This window comes from Micromonospora sp. RL09-050-HVF-A (assembly GCF_019374995.1).
Lineage (GTDB): Bacteria > Actinomycetota > Actinomycetes > Mycobacteriales > Micromonosporaceae > Micromonospora > Micromonospora antibiotica.
On record NZ_JAGKQP010000002.1, the window covers coordinates 965401 to 982589 of the forward strand.

Consider the following 17189-nt stretch of genomic DNA (forward strand, 5'->3'; position numbering starts at 1 on the left):
TCACCAACCTACGCCCGGAACAGGTGCCGGCGGATCGCCGCCACATTGCCGAAGATCCGCACCCCCAACACGACCACCACACCCGTGGACAACTGACCCCCCACCCCCAACTGGTCACCCAGATACACGATCAACCCGGCCACCAGCACGTTCGAGATGAACGACACCACGAACTGCTTGTCGTCGAAGATCCGGTCCAACTTCGCCCGCACCCCACCGAACACGGCGTCGAGCGCGGCCACCACCGCGATCGGCAGGTACGGCTGCAACGCCGCAGGCACCGTCGGATCAAGATAGATCCCCAGCACCACACCGGCGAGCAACGCCAGCACCGCGATCATCGGACACCTCCGGAAGGGCGGGAAGACGAACCCGGACCGGACGACCCGGCACCGGACGAACGAACAGCACCCGAACCCGTCGACGACGGACTCGGACTCACCGACGGCCGCGCGTAGCGTAGCCGCGGCTCCGGAGCGGACGGCAGCGTGAGGTCGTCCGCCCGGCGCACCTCGAACGACAACCCCGTGTCCCGGGCCACCCGACGCATCAGATACGCCGAACGGCTGTCGTCGAACCGGTCCCGCAACGCCTTCGGCCCGATCGCCGAAACCTCGTACGGGCTGGTCACCGGACGGAAGTCCACCAGGATCGCCGCGCCCGCCGACCGGATCGTCGACGTCGCCGTCAACCGCTGACCGTTGATCGCGATCGCCTCCGCACCCGCGGCCCACAGATCGTTGGCGACCTTCTGCAGATCCGAGTAGATCACCCGGGACGGTCCGGCCCCCGAGTCACCGCCCACCGCCCCGTCGTCCTGCGACGGCGCGTCGGCCAACCGCACCACCACCCCGTCACCACGCACCCGACCGAGACCGGTCCCCGCCTCCAGGTTGCGCAACCGGGCCGCCTGCGAACCACTCAACGCCGCGTCGCGCTGCCGACCGACCTCCTCCCGCAACCGCGCCGCCCGCACGGTCATCGCGTCGGTCTCCGCCTCCCGCTGCTTGATCTGCGCGATCAACGCGGCCCGCGCCTGACTGCGACTCGGCTCGTCGGCCATCGTCTCCCGGTAGGCCACCGCGAACAGGAAACCCACCGCGACGACCACCACGATCGCCACCACCCGCGCCGAGCCACCCCGCCAACCGGCCGTCGGCGGCGCCTCCCGCCGACGGGCCGCCGCGTCGGCGTAGCCCGGATCCAACGGATTCTGGAACAGCTCGGTGAGGAAGTCCGGGGTGAACAACCGGACCGGGGGCTTCGACCCGTCCTGTGGCGCGCTCACGCGGCAGCTCCCCCGGGACCCGACCGTGCCGCCCGGACCAGCTGGGTCGCCTGCATCACGTACATCGCCCCGGCCACCCAGTACAGCACCAGCCCCCACCAGGCCGCCCCCAGCCGATCGCCCCGACGGTCGTCGCCGTCACCGACGTGGTCACCGACGCGACGAGCAGCAGCGGGAAGGCGGCCAGCAGCAGGAAGGTGGCGGTCTTGCCGACGTAGTGCACCGGCGGCGGGCCGTAGCCGTAGCGGCGCAGCACCGCCAGTGAACCGAGCAGCAGCAGCTCCCGGGCCAGCAGCGCCGCGGTGAACTGCCACGGCACCACCTCCCGGGCGGTGAAGGCGAGCAGGGTGGCGAGGATGTAGAGCCGGTCGGCGAGCGGGTCGAGCAGCTCGCCCAGCCGGCTGACCTGCCCGAGCCGACGCGCGATCCACCCGTCCACCCAGTCGGAGGTGCCGCCGAGGGCGAGCACCACGATCGCCGCGACGTCCGCCTCCACGACCAGGAACAGCCACAGAAACAGGGGTACGCCGAGCAGCCGGACGAAGCTGATCAGGTTCGGCAGGGTCATCACCCGGTCTGCCCCACCCGGTGCACCCGGATGCTCTGCCCGAGCCGGCCGACGTGACACCGAACCTCCCTCCGCAGCACGATCCGCGGCACCCCGCACGGGTGCCGCGATCAGTCGTGCGCTACCGGGCCGGCGGGTGCCGGCGTCTCGGTGATCCCGGCCGGGACCTCCCCCTGATGCGGCCCGCGGTGGTCGACACCCCGGGCCGGCAGCCACTATATCGGGCTCGTTGTGGCCTTTCGGTACGACGCGTTCGCTGTCGGCGACGTGGTCTGTCGTGTGCTGCGTCACCACCGCTAAGGCATCCTAGGATAATAGGGGAACGCGGTCCGCCCTCAGGCGGTACGCACGGCCGTGTCGGTCTGGGGCGGCGTGCCCGAGGCAGCCGCCTGACCGAAGGCCACCAGCGCCAACAGCAGTTCGTGCTGGGCCCGCGCCGGCATCCGGTCCAGCACCGCCTGCACCGCCCGGTGCCGGCGCTCCCGGACCTCGGCCAACAGGGTGACCGCCGCGGCGGTCAGGACCAGCCGCACCTCCCGCCGGTCCCGGGGGTCCGGGGTGCGACGCAGCAGGCCGGTGGCCTCCAGCCGGTCACAGAGCCGGCTGGCCGACGACGGCACCACGTCCAGCAGCTCGGCCAACCCGTTGACGTTCGTCTCCGGCCGCTCCCTGATCAACGCCAGCACCCGCAGCTGGGTCGGCGGAACCGCCACCTGGTGACGGGAAGTGGCCGAGTCGAGCACACCGACGAGCGCCTCGGCGGCGGCATCGATCGCCGCAGCAAGATCCGGAGGTCGATCCACCCGCTGTCCCCTGCGATTCTCCGCTGTCGTGTGTCGCTGACGACCGATCACCGAGCGCGCCACCCGCCCGGACCGCACCAGTCCAGGCACACGACGACGGCGTCGTCACGGAGATCAGTGTCGGCATGATATGCGAACAGCTCGCGCATCACCGTACCGACCGCCTCCGTCGCCGGTTGCAGCCGCGTCGACCGCATCGACCGGGCCATGGCCCGCTCACCGTATGCCTCCTGGCCGCCCGGCTGCGCGTCGTACACGCCGTCGCTGACCACGAAGAGCCGGTCACCGGGCAGCAGGTCGAACTCCTGGACCGTGTAGCGGGTCTCGGCGAACATGCCCAACGGCAGCTGCGGCTCCAGGGTGATCCGTTCGATGGCGCTCCCCCGCAGCCGCAGCACCCGCGGCGAACCGGCGTCGACCGCCCGCGCGCGACCGGTGGCGGTGTCCACCGACAGCAGCAACGTCGCCACGTGCCGCTGCCCGCGATGCTGGTAGAACAGGGTGTCCGAGGCCAGTTCGGCCTGCTCCACCAGACCACCGCCCGAGCGTCTCGCGTTGCGGATGGCGTTGACCGTGAGCGCGGTGAGCATCGCGGCGGCCAACCCGGTCCCGGCCCCGTTGAGGACGGTGAGGGTGAGCCGCCCCGGGTCGACCGACCAGTCGAAGTGGTCGCCACCCACCGAGTACGCCGGTTCGAGCTGCCCGGCCAGCAGGAACGCCTCGTTGGTGACGCTGCGCCCAGGCAACAGCTCCCACTGCATCTCGGCGGCCATGCTCAGCCGCTCCCGACGCCGCGTACGCCGGTAGCGGTCGGTCTCCCGGTCGGCGGCCCGCAACGTGGTGGCCAGGTCGACGGCCAGGTCGGCGATCAGGTCCACGGTCGGGTGGTCCGGACCACCGGCCAGCTCGACCAGGAACACCCCCAGGCGTTCCCCCCACGCGGTCAGCGGCGCCCACACCCGCAAGGGCCCGCCGTCGTGCGGGTCGAGCACCGGTCGCTGGCCGCTGAAGCAGCGTTGCGCCGCGCCCTGGCCGCTGAGGGACCCGGCGGACAGCTCCGGGTCGAGCACCGACCACAGCCCACTGATCCGGTAGTCGGCCAGGAACACGTCGACCCGCACCGCGTCGAGGGCGGACCGGAGGGCCCGGTCGACGGCCTCCACCACCTGGTCGGGTGGAGCCTCACGTAGCGCACGCGACATCGCTGCGAGCGCATCCGACATGATCGTCCCTCCGAGATTCTTGCTACAGGGCAAGCATCATACGGAGCGATCGGCCCCGTTCCGACCGGGGTCACCACGGCTGGGACCGCCCCCCGCACCGCCGCACCGCAACCGACGACACCCTCCTTCGACCCGACCCGACCCGACCCGACCGACGCCGACAGCCGTACCGGCCGGGTCGGGGTCGGCGGTTTCCGCCCCGCCGACCCCCGCCCGGCCGTGATACTGGCGCGGGCGGGAGGTGCGCGGGGTGAACTCGGCGAACGGCGCGGCGGTCGTGGTGGGCGTGGACGGCTCGGAGTCGGCGCTACGCGCCGTCCGGCTGGCCGCGACCGAGGCGGTGCGGGGGCACCGGCCACTGCGGGTGGTGCACGGCTTCATCTGGCCGCTGCTGCGGGTGCCGATCGACCCGCTCGCCGGCAACCCACCCGGCGGCGGGTTGCGCCAGCAGGCACAGAACCTGGTGGAGGCGGCCGTGGCCGAAGCCCGCACGGCGCAGCCCGGCGTCCGGGTGACCGGAGAGATCATCGACGGTGAGGCCTCGGCGGTGCTGCTCGGCGAGACACCCGGCGCGGCGGTCATCGTGCTGGGTGACCGGGGCCTCGGCGGATTCACCGCGCTGCTGGTCGGTTCGGTGGCGATCCAGGTCGCCACGCACGCCGACTGTCCGGTCCTGGTCGCCCGGGGCGAGGAACACCCCGACGGCCCGGTGGTCGTGGGGGTCGACGGCTCGCCGGCCTCCCGCGCCGCCGTGGACTTCGCCGCCGCGCAGGCGTCCGCCCGGGGCGTCCGACTGCGGGCCCTGCACGCCTACACCCACCCGGCCTCCACCCGCCCCGGCGACATCCAACCCCTGGTGTACGACGAGTCTCGGCTGCGCGACGAGGAGGACGACGTGCTCGCCGGGTGCCTCGTCGGGCTCGCCGGACGACACCCAGACGTGCCCGTCGACCGGGAGCCCGTACACGCCCGGCCGGTCGCCGCGCTCACCGAGGCGTCCCGCCGGGCGCAGCTGGTGGTGGTCGGCGGTCGGGGTCACGGCGAGCTGGGCGGCCTGCTGCTCGGCTCGGTCAGCCACCGGGTGCTGCACCACAGCGCCTGCCCGGTCGCCGTGGTCCGCACCCCGACCTGACGGCACCGCCGGGCACACCCGGCCCGGCGCGTGACCAGACTGCGGAACGTGGGCGACACGCCACAGAGGAGTGCCGATCCGATCACGGCCCTTCCGCAGCGCACCGGGCCCGGTCCGGGCGGGTGGAACCGGGCCCGGTGACGGCAGCGCACCGGCACCCGCACGGGCCCCGCCGTCGGGGTGGTCAGCCCCGGTCGCTGTCGTCGTCGGCGGTCTGCGCGCCCGGACCGTACGGGGACGCCTGGCCACGGGGCGTCGGGCGACCCCGGTCACCGCGCGAGGTGCCCCGGTTGGCGGGGTGTCCGGTCGCGGGAGGCCCCGCGCTGTCCTGCACGGTCGGGTTGTTCCCGTTGCGGCGCATCTCAGGCTGCTGCACGTTCGTCACGGGTGTCTCCTTCCCGGGTGGGGGCACGGTGTTCCGCGCCCGGCAGCGGTTACCCGGCACCGGGAGCCGCATGCGGGCCCCGGCAGGTCGACCCCGGGGGGCCAGGGGTGAGCTGCGGCAGGACGGGTAGTACCGGGTGATGGGGGACGATCGACGGCTGGCCCGGACGCTGCTGGACCGGCAGAGCCGCACCTACGCCGAGGAGGCCGGCATCACGCTTGCCGACCGGCCCGGCCCGCTCTACCAACTGCTGGTGCTCACCACGTTGCTGAGCACCCGGATCCGGGCCCAGGTGGCGGTGGCCGCCGCCCGGGAACTGTTCGCCGCCGGGTGGCGTACCCCGCAGGCGATGGAGGCGGCACCATGGCAGGACCGGGTGGACGCGTTGGGTCGCGGCAACTACCGCCGCTACGACGAGCGGACCGCCACGATGCTCGGCACCGCGGCCCGCCTGTGCCTGGACCGCTGGCACGGTGACCTGCGGCGGATGCACCGGGAGGCCGGGGGCGAACCGGCGGCGCTGCGACGGCGGCTGACCGAGTTTCCCGGCATCGGCCCGACCGGGGCGGACATCTTCCTGCGGGAGGCGCAGACGGTCTGGCCGGACGTGCGTCCGTACGCCGACCGGCGCACCCTGGCCGGCGCGAAACGACTCGGCCTACCGGCCGACCCGCACGGGTTGGCCGGGCTGGTCGCCGAACCGGACTTCGGCCGGCTGGCGTCGGCGCTGGTCCGGGTGGCCCTCGGGGAGGAGTCGGCCGGTGAGGTGACCCGCACCGCCGCCGCGACCCGCTGACCGGTCGCCCCCGCCGCGATCCCGTCGCCGCCGCAGACGTTGATCGCGCTGGACGAGCCGGGTGGCGCACGGGGCCACCGGAGCAGCGGTCAGTCGACCGGTTTGTTGCCCGCCGGCTTGGTCAGGTACCACACCAGCACGGCGGCGAGCAGGGCCAACAGCACCACCCCGCCGGAGACCCCACCGCCGTCCTCGGTGGAGCTCCGCCCGGTCACCCCGAAGTAGATCACCGCGAGGCCGGCGACCACCGCCAGAAACGTCCGCATTCCTCGGTCCTTCACGCCCCGCACCGTACGAGCACCCGCCCTGCCGGGCCGGGCGATCAGACCCGGTTCCCCCTTCCGGGCGACGCCGACGGACCGGGCGGGTCCACCGCGCCGACCGCCGGGGCGGGATGGGTCCGCCCGGTCAGTCGGTCTCCAGGTCGTCCAGGGAGATGGCGTGGGTCATCAACCAGCGGGCCAACGCGGCCATGCCGAACAACCACAGCGGCGCACTCTCGGTGGGGCCGTTGGTGGCGAAGATGGCGAACCGCAGGTCCGGGGCCCGGTACGCCTCGATCCGCCAGCGATGGTTCCGGTCCCGCCAGACCGCCGAAGGGTCCATGGGCGTCACGGTAGGCGACCCGGAGCCACCCGGAGGGCGGTTCGCCGGTGTGCCCGGTCCGGCCGGCCGGCGGGGGCAGGTTCAGCGCCACCGTCGGGTCAGGGCCACCGCCCGGCACCGGGGTCGACGGGGAACGCCGCCGGCTGCGACCCGCGCCGGCTGCCGGCGGGCCCGGCCCACCGGTCAACCCGTCCCGGTCACCTCGCGGGCGTCGTCAGGTAACCGGCGGGTCACCCCACGGCGGTCCAGCAGCTCCAGCAGCGGCACCGCCACCCGACGGGTGGTGTCCAGGGCCTGCCGGGCGGCGCTGAGGGTGAACGGCTGCGGCAGCCGGGCGAGGACCCTCACCGCCTCGTCGGCCGCGTCGGGCAGCAGCACCACGTTGTCCGCCAGCCGTAGCAACGCACCGGCCCGCACGGCCGCACCGACCTCCCGGGGGCCGAGGCCCAGCGCGGCCAGCCGGTCGGCCTGCGGCGCGCGGAACGGGTGGGTGGCGTACTCGCTGCGGACCCGGTCGACCGCGCGGGCCACCGGCTCGGGTAGGCCGCCGGACGCCCCGGTGCCGATCCGGCCGGCCCGCAGCGTCAACGGCGGCCGGACCAACGCCTCCACCAGGGCCCGGTCGGGTAGGCCGAGGCGCTGCCGCAGCGCCTCCACCGGGGCGCCCGCCTCCAACGGGTGCGCGGCCACCCAGGCGGTCACCTCCTCGACCAGTCGTCCGCCCAGCCACCGCCAGTGCCCGGGGTCGGCCAGCCAGTCCCCGGCGACCGGGGCGACTGCGCCGGTGACTCCCATCCGGGTCAGCTCACCGGCCCGGACGAGCCGGCGGCGGCGCAGCTCCCCCGCCAGGTCGGGCTGCCCGTCCAGGTCGGTGAGGACGGTCGCGCGGGCGGCGGCGGCACCGCGTCGGCTCAACGGTGGCGGTGCCACGTCCAGCACGGTCACGCCACCGCAGACGTGGTGCCGCCCCGGATCGCGCAGCACCGCACGGTCCCCGATCAGCAGCGGCAACGGACGGGCCAGCCGCAACCGCACGGTGTCCGCGCCGAGCGGACGGACCCGCGCCGGCACCGCCGCCGACCCGACGTGCAGGGTCAGCGTGACCGGCAGGTCACCGGCCGGGTCGCCGGCCAACCGCACGTCGAGCAGGTCGGTCCGGTGGAACTCACCGGGGGTGAGCAGGGCGTCGCCCCGGCCGAGCCGGTCCCGGGGCACCCCGCGCAGGTTGACCGCCACCCGGGACACCGCGGCGACCCGAGACGCGGCCGTCCCGAGCCGGTGCAGGCCCCGGACCCGGACCGGTTCGCCGGTGGTGGCGAGCGCCACCTGGTCACCGACGTGCAGCTCACCACCGCCGAGGGTGCCGGTGACCACCGTGCCGCTGCCCCGGATGGTGAACGCCCGGTCGATCCACAGCCGCACCGGCCCGTCGGTGCGCGGCGGGGGCAGCCGGGCCACCAGCCGGCCCAGGGCGGCGCGCAGCTCGGGCAGGCCGACACCGGTGACGGCGCTGACCGCCACCGACTCGACCGCGCCCAGCGACGTCGCGGCGAGCCGCGCACGGGCCTGCGCCGCCGCCGGTCCCGGGTCGGCCAGGTCCGCCCGGGTCACCACCAGCAGCCCGTGGGACACCCCGAGGGCGTGCAGGGCGGCCAGGTGCTCGGCCGACTGCGGCATCCAGCCCTCGTCGGCGGCGACCACGACCAACGCCGCCGGCACCGGTCCCACCCCGGCGAGCATGTTCGGTACGAACCGCTCGTGCCCGGGCACGTCGACGAACGCGACCGTGTCACCGGTGGGCAGGGCGGTCCAGGCGAAGCCGAGGTCGATGGTCATCCCCCGGCGGCGTTCCTCGGCCCACCGGTCCGGTTCCATCCCGGTCAACGCCCGGACCAGGGTGGACTTGCCGTGGTCGACGTGCCCGGCGGTCGCGACGACGTGCATCTCAGTCGGCCACCCGCAGCACCATGTCGCGCACCGTGTCGTCGGCGTCGGCGGGTACGCAGCGCAGGTCCAGCAGCAGCCGGCCCCGGACCACCCGGCCCAGCACCGGCGGGTCGCCCTGCCGCAGGGCGGCGGCGTACCGCTCGGGCAGGCTCAGCGCCCACGAGTCCAGCTCGACGCCCGGGGCGCCGCCCCCACCGACGACGGCGACGCTGGGCACCACCTCGGCTTTGTGTCCCTCGGCACCGAGGGCGTCGCGCAGCCGTTCGCAGCGGTCCCGCAGCACGGTTGGGTCGGCGTGCAGGGCGGCCCGGGTGGGGGTGGTCGGCCCGTGCAGGGTGGCCGCCAACGCGGCGAGGGTCAGCTTGTCCACCCGCAGCGCCCGGGCCAGCGGATGGCGACGCAACCGGTCGACCAGGTCGGCGTCGCCGAGCAGCAGCCCGGCCTGCGGGCCGCCGAGGAGCTTGTCGCCGCTGGCGGTGACCAGGTGCGCCCCGGCGCGCAGGGTGCCCGCCGCGTCCGGCTCGGCGGGTAGCAACGGGTCGGCGGTGAGCAGGCCGGAACCGATGTCGGCCACCACCGGCACGCCGAGGGTGGCCAGGTCACCGACACCGACGGCCGAGGTGAACCCGGTGACCACGAAATTGGACGGGTGCACCTTGAGCACGAAACCCGTGTCCGGGCCGACCGCCCGGGCGTAGTCGTCGCGGGTGGTGCGGTTGGTCGTGCCGACCTCGCGCAGGCGGGCACCGGTGCTGGCCAGCAGGTCGGGCAGGCGGAACCCGTCGCCGATCTCCACCAGTTCACCCCGGCTGACCACGATCTCCCGGCCGGCGGCCAACGCGGTCGCGGCGAGCACCAGGGCCGCCGCGCCGTTGTTGACCACGTGCACGGCGGCGGCGTCGGGCACCGCCGCGGCCAGCGCGGCGAGTGCGTCGCGGCCCCGGCGGGCCCGCCGACCGGTGCCGAGGTCCAGTTCCACGTCGGTGCAGCCGGCGGCGGCGACCAGCGCGTCGACGGCGGCCGGGGACAGGGGGGCCCGCCCGAGGTTGGTGTGCAGCACCACCCCGGTGGCGTTGAGCACCGCCCGGGGCCCGGGGGCGGGCAGGTCGGTGAGGACGGCGTCGCGTACCTCGTCGGGGGTGATCTCACCGTGGCGGGCCCGCTGCTGGGCGCGGGCGACGGCGACCTTCACCCGGGCCCGGCCGAGGGTGGCCACCGCGGCGGCCACCGCCGGATCGGCCAACAGCACGTCGGTACGCGGCACCCGCCGTCGCGGATCGACCGCCGCCTCGCCCATGCGTGTCAGCTCCCCCGGTGGTTGGCGGAGACGGACGGGAATCGAACCCGCCTGGCCCGGATCCCGGACCACACCAGCTTTGAAGGCTGGGAGGGGCACCAGCCGCCTGAACGCCTCCGCCCCCGAGTCAACCACAGCGCCACCCCGACGGCGCGGTGAGGTGTCAGACCTGCTCCGACCGGCGACGGATCCGTTCCCGCTGCGGCAGGACCGTGTACTTCGGGTCCCGCGCCGAGGCCACCCCGCCGTGGAAGATGCCGAACCGGGTGGCCACCGAAGCGGCCAGCAGCGCGGTGCCGGACAACGCGGACACCACCCGGCTGCGCCGGCCGGCCAGCGCCCCGACCACCCCGGCGGCGGTGAGCAGGCGACCCGCGCGCAGCAGCCGACCCGCCCTACCCAGCCGGTAGGGCTCACTGAGCAGACCCAGCCGGGTTTCCACCGAGTGCGCACCCCACAGTTCCAGGGCGGCCCCGGCCACCGCCATCCGGCGGGCCGGCCCGGCCTGGGCACAGGGCGCGGCGAGCAATCCCACACCGGCGCCGCTGGCCAGCGCGCTGCCCGCGAAGATGGTCGGCAGCTCCGGGTACGCCTCGTGCCAGGACGGCACCGCCGTCCCGGCCAGCAGCACCCCGGTGTACGTGGCCAGCGCGGGCGCGACGGCGGCGGCGGCCAGCCCGGCGACCTGCCCGGCCGGCGGCAGCAGTCGACGGGCCAGTCCGGACACCCCGCCCCCGGGCAGCAGCCGGGCGCCCTCGGCGACGGCGGCGAGCCCGGCGGCCGGGCCGTACGCGGTGAGGATCCAGGTGCCCACCGACATCGGCGAGGTCGGTTTCGCCACCCGCAGCATGTGGTGGAACCGGGCCGGCCGGCCCAGGTCGTTGACCAGGAAGTACGCGCTGGCGGTGACCGCGCCCAACGCGGTGACCCGGCCGGCCCGCCGCAACGCCGGCCGGCCGGTGAGCTGCCCCCCGGCGGCCAGCAACGACGACCCGGCGGCCAGCCCACCGGTGAACAGGTAAGCGGCGATGTCCCACCGCCACACCGGGGCCTTGAGGATCGGCCGGCCGTAGTAGGAGGTGAACTCCGCCTCCGGGACGCGCAGCTCCTCGCCGCCGCGCCCACCCCGGCCACGCCGCCGCGCCACCGGCGGCACGTCCCGGGGCGGCACCGGCGCGTCGGCCGAACCCGGGGCGCCGGCCGGGTGCGCACCCTCGGCCGGTCCGGCACCGACCTTCGGGCCGTGGCCGAGCCGTACCGAGGAGCGCTGCGGCCGGAACACACCGTCGGCGGCGAGCCGGGCGCGGAAGCCCCGGAACCGCTCCCCCACCGGAATCCGGCCGGCGGTCACGACGACCCTCCGACGAACGCGGCGACGGCCGCCGCCGTCATGGCCAACGCGGCGAGCCCCGCCCGCCGCCACATCCGGGGCAGGTCCCGGGTGGTGACCACCGGGTCCGGGGGCAGGCCGTACACCTCGGGCTCGTCGAGGAGCAGGAAGAACGCGCCGTCGCCACCGACGCCGTCGGTCGGGTCGTGACCGTACAGCCGGGCCTCCGGGACGCCCCGGTCGTGCAGGGTGGCGACCCGCTGCGCGGCCCGCTCCCGCAGCTCGTCGAGGGGGCCGTACTGGATGGACTCGGTCGGGCAGGCCTGGGCGCAGGCCGGGGTCATCCCCGCGCCGAGCCGGTCGTAGCACAGCGTGCACTTCCACGCCCGGCCGTCGCCCTTACGCTGGTCGATCACCCCGTAGGGGCAGGCGGAGATGCAGTAACCGCAGCCGTTGCAGATGTCCTCCTGCACCACCACCGTGCCGAACTCGGTGCGGAACAGCGACCCGGTGGGGCAGACGTCCAGGCAGGCGGCGTGGGTGCAGTGCTTGCAGACGTCCGACATCATCAGCCAGCGGAAGTCGGTGCGGGTCTCCACACCGGTGTCCCGGCCGGGTGGCGCGGCCCCGGGCATGCCGAGGAACCGGGTGCCCGTGCCGCCGGCGCCACCCGCCGACGCACCGACGGTGCCACCCGGCGCGGTGGCCATCCGGGCGGCGGCGTCGGCGTCGCCCGGGGGTACGCCCGGTTCGGTGCCGCTGGTGCCGGTCGTGCCGGCGGCGACCGCCGCCGACGTCGCGCCGGCCGAAGCACCGGTCGGGTTCCCGGCGAACGGGGCGGTGCGGTGCCCGGCCGGCACCGGCTGCTCGACGAAGGCCACGTGCCGCCAGGAGTTCGCGGTCAACGCGCCGGTGTTGTCGTACGACATGCCGAGCAGGTCGAAGCCGGACTCGGGGACGGCGTTCCACTCCTTGCAGGCCACCTCGCATGCCTTGCAGCCGATGCAGACGCTGGTGTCGGTGAAGAACCCCATCCGGGGCCGGCAGCCGTCCAGCCCGCGTCCGGGGCCGGATCGAGCGGGCCGTAGAGGCTGTTGCCGTCAGGCATGGTCGGCGCCCTTCTCCCGTGGCCCGTCGTCGCTGCGACCCGCCGGCCGCAGCACCGGGGTCGTCACCGTCGGCGGGCGTTCCCCGGGCACGATCCCGGCCCGTCGACGGTAGTCCTCGACCAGGTCCCGCAACACCGGGCCGGTCGGTCGCCGGCCCGGCCGGACGTCGCAGGTGCCGACCTTGCTCTCCTGGATGAGCACGTTCGGGTCCAGGGTGATGCCGAACAGGTCGTTGGCCGAGTCGCCGGTGACCAGCCCCTCGTAGCCGAAGTGGTACGGCAGCCAGAGCTGGTGGATGATCCGACCGTCCACCCGCAGCGGGGTGAGCCGGTCGGTGACCAGCACCTTCGCCTCGATCACCGCCCGGCCGCTGATCAGGTGCGCCCAGCCGAGGTGGGTCAGCCCCGTCTCGGCGGCCAACTCCGGGGACACCTCCACGAACATCTCCGGTTGCAGCTCCGCCAGTGGACGCACCGTACGGCTCATCGCCCCGGCGGTGTGGTGCTCGGTGAGCCGGCTGACCGTGAACACGTACGGGAAGACCTGGCTGTGTTCCTGCGGTGGGCTCGGGTTCACCGAGTTCACCGGGTGGGCGTACACCTTGCGGGTCGGGTTGGCCTGCTGGCCGTAGAGCGGGTTGCGCAGCGGCGACTCCGCCGGCTCGTAGTGCGTCGGCAGCGGACCGTCGAGCACCCCGCTCGGCGCGTACAGCCAACCCTTGCCGTCGGCCTGCATGATGAACGGATCGTCGCCGGCCAGCGCCGCCGGGCCGGACGCCCCCTGCGGCGGCCGGTACGTCGGCGGTTTCGTCCGCTCGAAGTCCGGCACGTCGTGACCGGTCCACTCGCCGGCCTGCGGGTCCCACCAGACGTACTTCTTGCGCTCGCTCCACGGGCGGCCCTGCGGGTCGGCCGACGCCCGGTTGTAGAGGATGCGCCGGTTCGCCGGCCACGCCCAGCCCCACTCGGCGGCGACCCAGTCCTGTTCGTGCCGGGACCGGCGGCGGGCGGCCTGGTTGACCCCGTCGGCGTAGACGCCGGAGTAGATCCAGCAGCCCACGGCGGTGCTGCCGTCGTCCTTCGCCTCGGTGAACGAGGACAGTGGACGGCCGGTGGACACGTCGTACCCGTTGATCTCGCGCAGCACCGCCTCGGCGCTCGGCTCGTCGTGCGGGCCGTCGGTGGGGTAGTCCCAGGCCAGGTCGAGCAGGGCGCGGTCGCGGCGGTGGGGGGAACCGGCCAGCCGCTCCCGCAGCCGCCGCCCCAGGTGGTAGAAGAACCACAGCTCGGAGCGGGCGTCGCCCGGTGGCTCGACGGCCTTCTCCCGCCACTGCAACAGCCGCTGGGTCTGGGTGAAGGTGCCCTCCTTCTCCACGTGCGAGGCCGCCGGCAGGAAGAACACCTCGGTGCGGCACTCGGTCGGGACGATCTCGCCGGTGGCCACCTCGGGGCCGTTCTTCCAGAACGTGGCGCTCTCGATCATGAACAGGTCGCGGACCACCAGCCAGTCCAGGTTGGCCATGCCGAGCCGCTGCGCCCGCCCGTGCGCCGAGCCGACAGCCGGGTTCTGGCCGAGCAGGAAGTACCCCTTGATCTTGCCGTCGATCATGTTGAGCACCTGCTGGTAGGTGCCGTGGTCGCCGGTCATCCGGGGCAGGTGGTCATAGCAGAAGTCGTTGTCCGGGGTCGCCGCGTCCCCCCAGTACGCCTTCAACAGGCTTGCCGCGTACGCCCGCGCGTCGCCCCAGAAACCCTTCTGCCCGGGGTGGCGGATGCTGTCCACCCAGTCGTCGAACGTCGGGTGGTCGGCGTGGTGCGGCATCGGCAGGTAACCGGGCAGCAGGTTGAACAGCGTCGGGATGTCCGTCGAGCCCTGGATGCTGGCGTGCCCCCGCAACGCCAGGATGCCGCCGCCCGGCCGACCCATGTTGCCCAGCAGCAACTGGATGATCGCCCCGGTGCGGATGTACTGCACACCGACGCTGTGCTGGGTCCAGCCCACCGAGTAGACCAGCGCGCCGGTGCGGTCCCGGCCCGAGTTCTCCGTCCAGGCCCGCGCCAGCTCCAGGAACTTGTCCCGGGGGATGCCGCAGACCCGCTCCACCATCTCCGGGGTGTAGCGGGCGAAGTGCCGGCGCAGGATCTGGTAGACGCAGCGCGGATGCTGCAGGGTCTCGTCCCGCTCGGCCTGCCCGTGCACCTGCGCGCCGTGCGACTCGTGGATCAGGCCCGCCGCGCCGTCGCGTTCCTTGGCGGTGTGCCCGTTGCCGGAGTCCCCCTCGTGCCCGGCGTACTGCCAGCTGGTCTCCACGTAGCTGTCGGTGTTCGGGTCGTAGCCGGAGAACAGGCCGTCGCCGTCCTCGGTGTCGGCGAACTGCTCACTGACGATCGTCGCCGCGTTCGTGTACGCCAGCACGTACTCCCGGAAGTCCAGCTCGTTGTCCAGGATGTAGCGCACCACGCCGCCGAGCAGGGCGATGTCGGTGCCCGCCCGGATCGGCAGGTAGGTGTCGGCGACCGCGCTGGTGCGGGTGAACCGGGGATCGACGTGGAAGACCTTCGCACCGCGCCGTTTGGCCTCCATGACCCACTGGAAGCCCACCGGATGGGCCTCGGCCATGTTCGAGCCCTGGATGACGATGACGTCAGCGTTGGCGAGGTCCTGTTGGAAGTCCGTCGCGCCACCGCGACCGAAGCTGGCCCCCAGACCGGGGACGGTGGCGGAGTGTCAAATGCGGGCCTGGTTCTCGATCTGGAGCGCCCCCATCGCGGTGAACAGCTTCTTGATGAGGTAGTTCTCCTCGTTGTCCAGCGTCGCCCCACCCAGGCTGGAGATGCCCAGCGTGCGGTGCAACGGCCGGCCGTCGCTGTCGACGTCCTCCCAGGTCTGCTCGCGGGCGGCGAGGATCCGGTCGGTGATCATGTCGAGCGCGGTGTCGAGGTCGAGGTCCTCCCACTCGGTGGAATACGGTCGCCGGTAGCGGACCGTGGTCTGCCGCAGCGGGCTGGTGACCAGGCTCCTGCTGGCCGAGCCCTTCGGGCAGAGCCGCCCCCGGGAGATCGGGCTGTCCGGGTCGCCCTCGATCTGGGTGACCCGGTCGTCGGAGACGTACACCCGCTGCCCGCAGCCGACCGCGCAGTACGGGCAGACCGAGCGGGCCACCCGGTCGGCGGTCTCGGTGCGGGCGGTCAGCCCGGCGGAGCGGTCCGACTGCGCCGCCGCGCCCCGGCCGAGCGGGTCGGTGCCGGTGAGCTGGCGGTAGACCGGCCAGCCCGCGATGAAGGTACGCAGACCCACTGCGCTCCTCCCTCCCCGGCATGATCCGACCCTCTGAACATAGGCCAGCGCGGCGGAGGATGCGACCCGGTGCGGGGATCTCCACGCACCGATACGGCGCTGCCCCCGACCGGTCCGGTCGGGGGCAGCGCCGTATCGCGATGGCGGAGCGCCGATGTGCATGTCGCCTCTCGGCGCGTGGCGCAACGCGGCTCCAGCCGAACGGAACTCCGCGACGGCAATTCAGGTGAGGCCCGGGGACACTGGACACACCGACGCTCCTGCCGCCAGCTTACCCCGCCGGGCCCTTCCGCGCCCCCGTCGCGCCCGGCCGGGCCGGCCCGGGCGCGGGCACCGGCGGCGGCGGTTCGTCGGAAGCCACGTACCTGAGCTGGTCGAACCGGCGTTACCCTGACACCATGCAGGCCACCCTGGCGACCGCCCCCCACCTGGCCCGGCCGGGCCGACCGGTGGTGGTGGCGCGCACCCTGGCGGAGCTGACCGGCCCCACCAGCGGGGTGGTGGAGCTGCCGGTCCGGCTGATGTGGAGCAGCGAACGCACCTTCGACCTGGCCGAACCGGACGATCTGCTCTGGTTGTACGAGAACGTGCTGCGGGAGACCACCCGCGCCGACGACCTGCGGGCGCTGATCGACGGGCGCACCCTGCGCCGGGTGTGGCGGCGGCTCAACCTGCCCCGGGGGGTACGGGCGGCCTGGGAGAGCCGACACCGGGGCCTGCGGACCGCGTGACCCACCTGCACGACTTCTACCGGGAGGTCGCCCGGGTCGCGCTCACCGCGGCCGGGCCGCACCGGTTCGTCCTCGGCGGCGGGGTGGCCTGGGCGGCGCACGGTCTGGTCACCCGGCCCACCGAGGACGTCGACCTGTTCGCCGACGTGGAGGGGGCGGCCGCCGCGGCGGCGGCGGAGGTGTGCGCCGCGTTGGAACAGGCCGGGTACACGGTCGCGCCGGCCGACCCGGACAGCGACCTCGGTGACCTGTTCGAGGGCTTCGACCGGGACATCCGGGACTTCGTCGTCGGCCGGGACGACCGGCGGATCCGGCTCAGCCTGGCCCGGCTCGACCGGTACCGCTCACCGGTGGTGATGGACCTCGGCCCGGTGATGGACCTGCGCGACCTGATCGCCAACAAGACCGCCGCCCTGGTCAACCGCCGGGAGGCCCGCGACTACATCGACGTCGCCGCCGCGCTGGCGCAGTACCCGGTCGACGAGCTGCTGGCGCTGGCCCGGCAGGTGGACCCGGCGCTGGTCGACGAGGACGTCCGGGCCGCCGGCCGCTACCTGGACCGGCTGCCGGACCGCCGGCTCGCCCGCTACGGCCTGGACCCGGCGCAGATCGCGCAGGTCCGCCGCCGGATGGCCGGCTGGCCCCGCTGAGCGTCCGCCGCCGGCCCGTGCCACGGG

Annotated in this window: 16 protein-coding genes, 1 tRNA gene and 1 pseudogene; 4 read left to right on the forward strand and 14 right to left on the reverse strand. The window is 74.3% G+C overall.

Translation table 11 applies throughout. The features are described 5' to 3' along the window. Positions 1–8 precede the first annotated feature (8 nt). The 5 genes and pseudogenes from J7462_RS04530 to J7462_RS04550 form a co-directional block, all read right to left on the reverse strand. The gene (locus tag J7462_RS04530; protein WP_067311500.1) at positions 9–341 is read right to left on the reverse strand and encodes a small basic family protein; all 333 of its coding nucleotides are present in this window, start codon (positions 339–341) and stop codon (positions 9–11) included. Continuing rightward, the gene (locus J7462_RS04535) at positions 338–1288 is read right to left on the reverse strand and encodes a DUF881 domain-containing protein (RefSeq protein WP_219462070.1); all 951 of its coding nucleotides are present in this window, start codon (positions 1286–1288) and stop codon (positions 338–340) included. Before J7462_RS04535 ends, J7462_RS04530 begins: the two co-directional genes overlap by 4 nt. After that, positions 1285–1916, reverse strand: a pseudogene (locus J7462_RS04540) (CDP-alcohol phosphatidyltransferase family protein). Before J7462_RS04540 ends, J7462_RS04535 begins: the two are co-directional and overlap by 4 nt. A gap of 275 nt (positions 1917–2191) precedes the next feature. Beyond that, complete coding sequence (locus tag J7462_RS04545) at positions 2192–2659, reverse strand: MarR family transcriptional regulator (RefSeq protein WP_208565900.1); 468 nt, start codon at positions 2657–2659, stop codon at positions 2192–2194. Between the two features lie 47 nt (positions 2660–2706). Further along, positions 2707–3882: a PP2C family protein-serine/threonine phosphatase gene (locus J7462_RS04550; protein WP_219462071.1), complete on the reverse strand. Its 1176-nt coding sequence runs from the start codon at positions 3880–3882 to the stop codon at positions 2707–2709. Between the two features lie 250 nt (positions 3883–4132). Between J7462_RS04550 and J7462_RS04555 the strand changes: the two genes are divergently transcribed. Beyond that, positions 4133–5014 (forward strand): universal stress protein, encoded by an 882-nt coding sequence (locus J7462_RS04555; protein WP_219462072.1) that lies wholly within the window; start codon positions 4133–4135, stop codon positions 5012–5014. Positions 5015–5198: 184 nt separating this feature from the next. Here the strand turns inward: J7462_RS04555 and J7462_RS04560 are convergent, their stop codons facing one another. Beyond that, complete coding sequence (locus J7462_RS04560; RefSeq protein ID WP_208565897.1) at positions 5199–5399, reverse strand: hypothetical protein; 201 nt, start codon at positions 5397–5399, stop codon at positions 5199–5201. A gap of 139 nt (positions 5400–5538) precedes the next feature. Here J7462_RS04560 and J7462_RS04565 point away from each other — a divergent pair, with 139 nt between their 5' ends. Beyond that, the gene (locus tag J7462_RS04565) at positions 5539–6195 is read left to right on the forward strand and encodes a hypothetical protein (RefSeq protein WP_219462073.1); all 657 of its coding nucleotides are present in this window, start codon (positions 5539–5541) and stop codon (positions 6193–6195) included. A gap of 89 nt (positions 6196–6284) precedes the next feature. Here J7462_RS04565 and J7462_RS04570 read toward each other — a convergent pair whose 3' ends face one another. The 8 genes from J7462_RS04570 to fdh form a co-directional block, all read right to left on the reverse strand. Continuing rightward, the gene (locus tag J7462_RS04570; RefSeq protein ID WP_208565895.1) at positions 6285–6461 is read right to left on the reverse strand and encodes an amidophosphoribosyltransferase; all 177 of its coding nucleotides are present in this window, start codon (positions 6459–6461) and stop codon (positions 6285–6287) included. Between the two features lie 142 nt (positions 6462–6603). Further along, positions 6604–6801, reverse strand: coding sequence for a hypothetical protein (locus tag J7462_RS04575; protein WP_091240450.1), 198 nt, complete (start codon positions 6799–6801; stop codon positions 6604–6606). Between the two features lie 183 nt (positions 6802–6984). Beyond that, on the reverse strand, positions 6985–8745 hold the full coding sequence (selB, locus tag J7462_RS04580) for a selenocysteine-specific translation elongation factor (protein ID WP_219462074.1): 1761 nt from the start codon (positions 8743–8745) through the stop codon (positions 6985–6987). A 1-nt stretch (position 8746) separates the two neighbouring features. Further along, the gene (gene selA / locus J7462_RS04585; protein WP_219462075.1) at positions 8747–10045 is read right to left on the reverse strand and encodes an L-seryl-tRNA(Sec) selenium transferase; all 1299 of its coding nucleotides are present in this window, start codon (positions 10043–10045) and stop codon (positions 8747–8749) included. Between the two features lie 22 nt (positions 10046–10067). After that, positions 10068–10163, reverse strand: a tRNA-Sec gene (locus J7462_RS04590). 45 nt (positions 10164–10208) lie between these two features. Beyond that, a complete protein-coding gene (gene nrfD / locus J7462_RS04595; protein ID WP_374197561.1) occupies positions 10209–11201 on the reverse strand; it encodes an NrfD/PsrC family molybdoenzyme membrane anchor subunit in 993 nt (330 codons plus the stop codon). Between the two features lie 191 nt (positions 11202–11392). Then, complete coding sequence (locus tag J7462_RS04600) at positions 11393–12409, reverse strand: 4Fe-4S dicluster domain-containing protein (RefSeq protein ID WP_305072035.1); 1017 nt, start codon at positions 12407–12409, stop codon at positions 11393–11395. A 66-nt stretch (positions 12410–12475) separates the two neighbouring features. Next, positions 12476–15781: a formate dehydrogenase gene (fdh, locus tag J7462_RS04605; protein ID WP_308290745.1), complete on the reverse strand. Its 3306-nt coding sequence runs from the start codon at positions 15779–15781 to the stop codon at positions 12476–12478. 398 nt (positions 15782–16179) lie between these two features. On the opposite strand from fdh, the gene J7462_RS04615 reads away from it, so the two are divergent. Together J7462_RS04615 and J7462_RS04620 are read left to right on the forward strand one after the other, a co-directional pair. Continuing rightward, on the forward strand, positions 16180–16512 hold the full coding sequence (locus J7462_RS04615) for a hypothetical protein (RefSeq protein ID WP_219462080.1): 333 nt from the start codon (positions 16180–16182) through the stop codon (positions 16510–16512). Then, a complete protein-coding gene (locus tag J7462_RS04620; RefSeq protein ID WP_208565889.1) occupies positions 16509–17162 on the forward strand; it encodes a nucleotidyl transferase AbiEii/AbiGii toxin family protein in 654 nt (217 codons plus the stop codon). Before J7462_RS04615 ends, J7462_RS04620 begins: the two co-directional genes overlap by 4 nt. The last annotated feature ends 27 nt before the right edge of the window (positions 17163–17189 follow it).

Excerpts from the sequence above, each read along its gene's own strand:
- J7462_RS04565 (WP_219462073.1), top strand. The coding sequence starts at position 5,539 with ATGGGGGACGATCGACGGCTGGCCCGGACGCTGCTGGACCGGCAGAGC.
- J7462_RS04600 (WP_305072035.1), bottom strand. The coding sequence starts at position 12,409 with ATGGGGTTCTTCACCGACACCAGCGTCTGCATCGGCTGCAAGGCATGC.
- J7462_RS04530 (WP_067311500.1), bottom strand. The coding sequence starts at position 341 with ATGATCGCGGTGCTGGCGTTGCTCGCCGGTGTGGTGCTGGGGATCTAT.
- J7462_RS04615 (WP_219462080.1), top strand. The coding sequence starts at position 16,180 with ATGCAGGCCACCCTGGCGACCGCCCCCCACCTGGCCCGGCCGGGCCGA.
- J7462_RS04570 (WP_208565895.1), bottom strand. The coding sequence starts at position 6,461 with ATGCGGACGTTTCTGGCGGTGGTCGCCGGCCTCGCGGTGATCTACTTC.
- selA (WP_219462075.1), bottom strand. The coding sequence starts at position 10,045 with ATGGGCGAGGCGGCGGTCGATCCGCGACGGCGGGTGCCGCGTACCGAC.
- selB (WP_219462074.1), bottom strand. The coding sequence starts at position 8,745 with ATGCACGTCGTCGCGACCGCCGGGCACGTCGACCACGGCAAGTCCACC.
- J7462_RS04550 (WP_219462071.1), bottom strand. The coding sequence starts at position 3,882 with ATGTCGGATGCGCTCGCAGCGATGTCGCGTGCGCTACGTGAGGCTCCA.
- J7462_RS04575 (WP_091240450.1), bottom strand. The coding sequence starts at position 6,801 with ATGGACCCTTCGGCGGTCTGGCGGGACCGGAACCATCGCTGGCGGATC.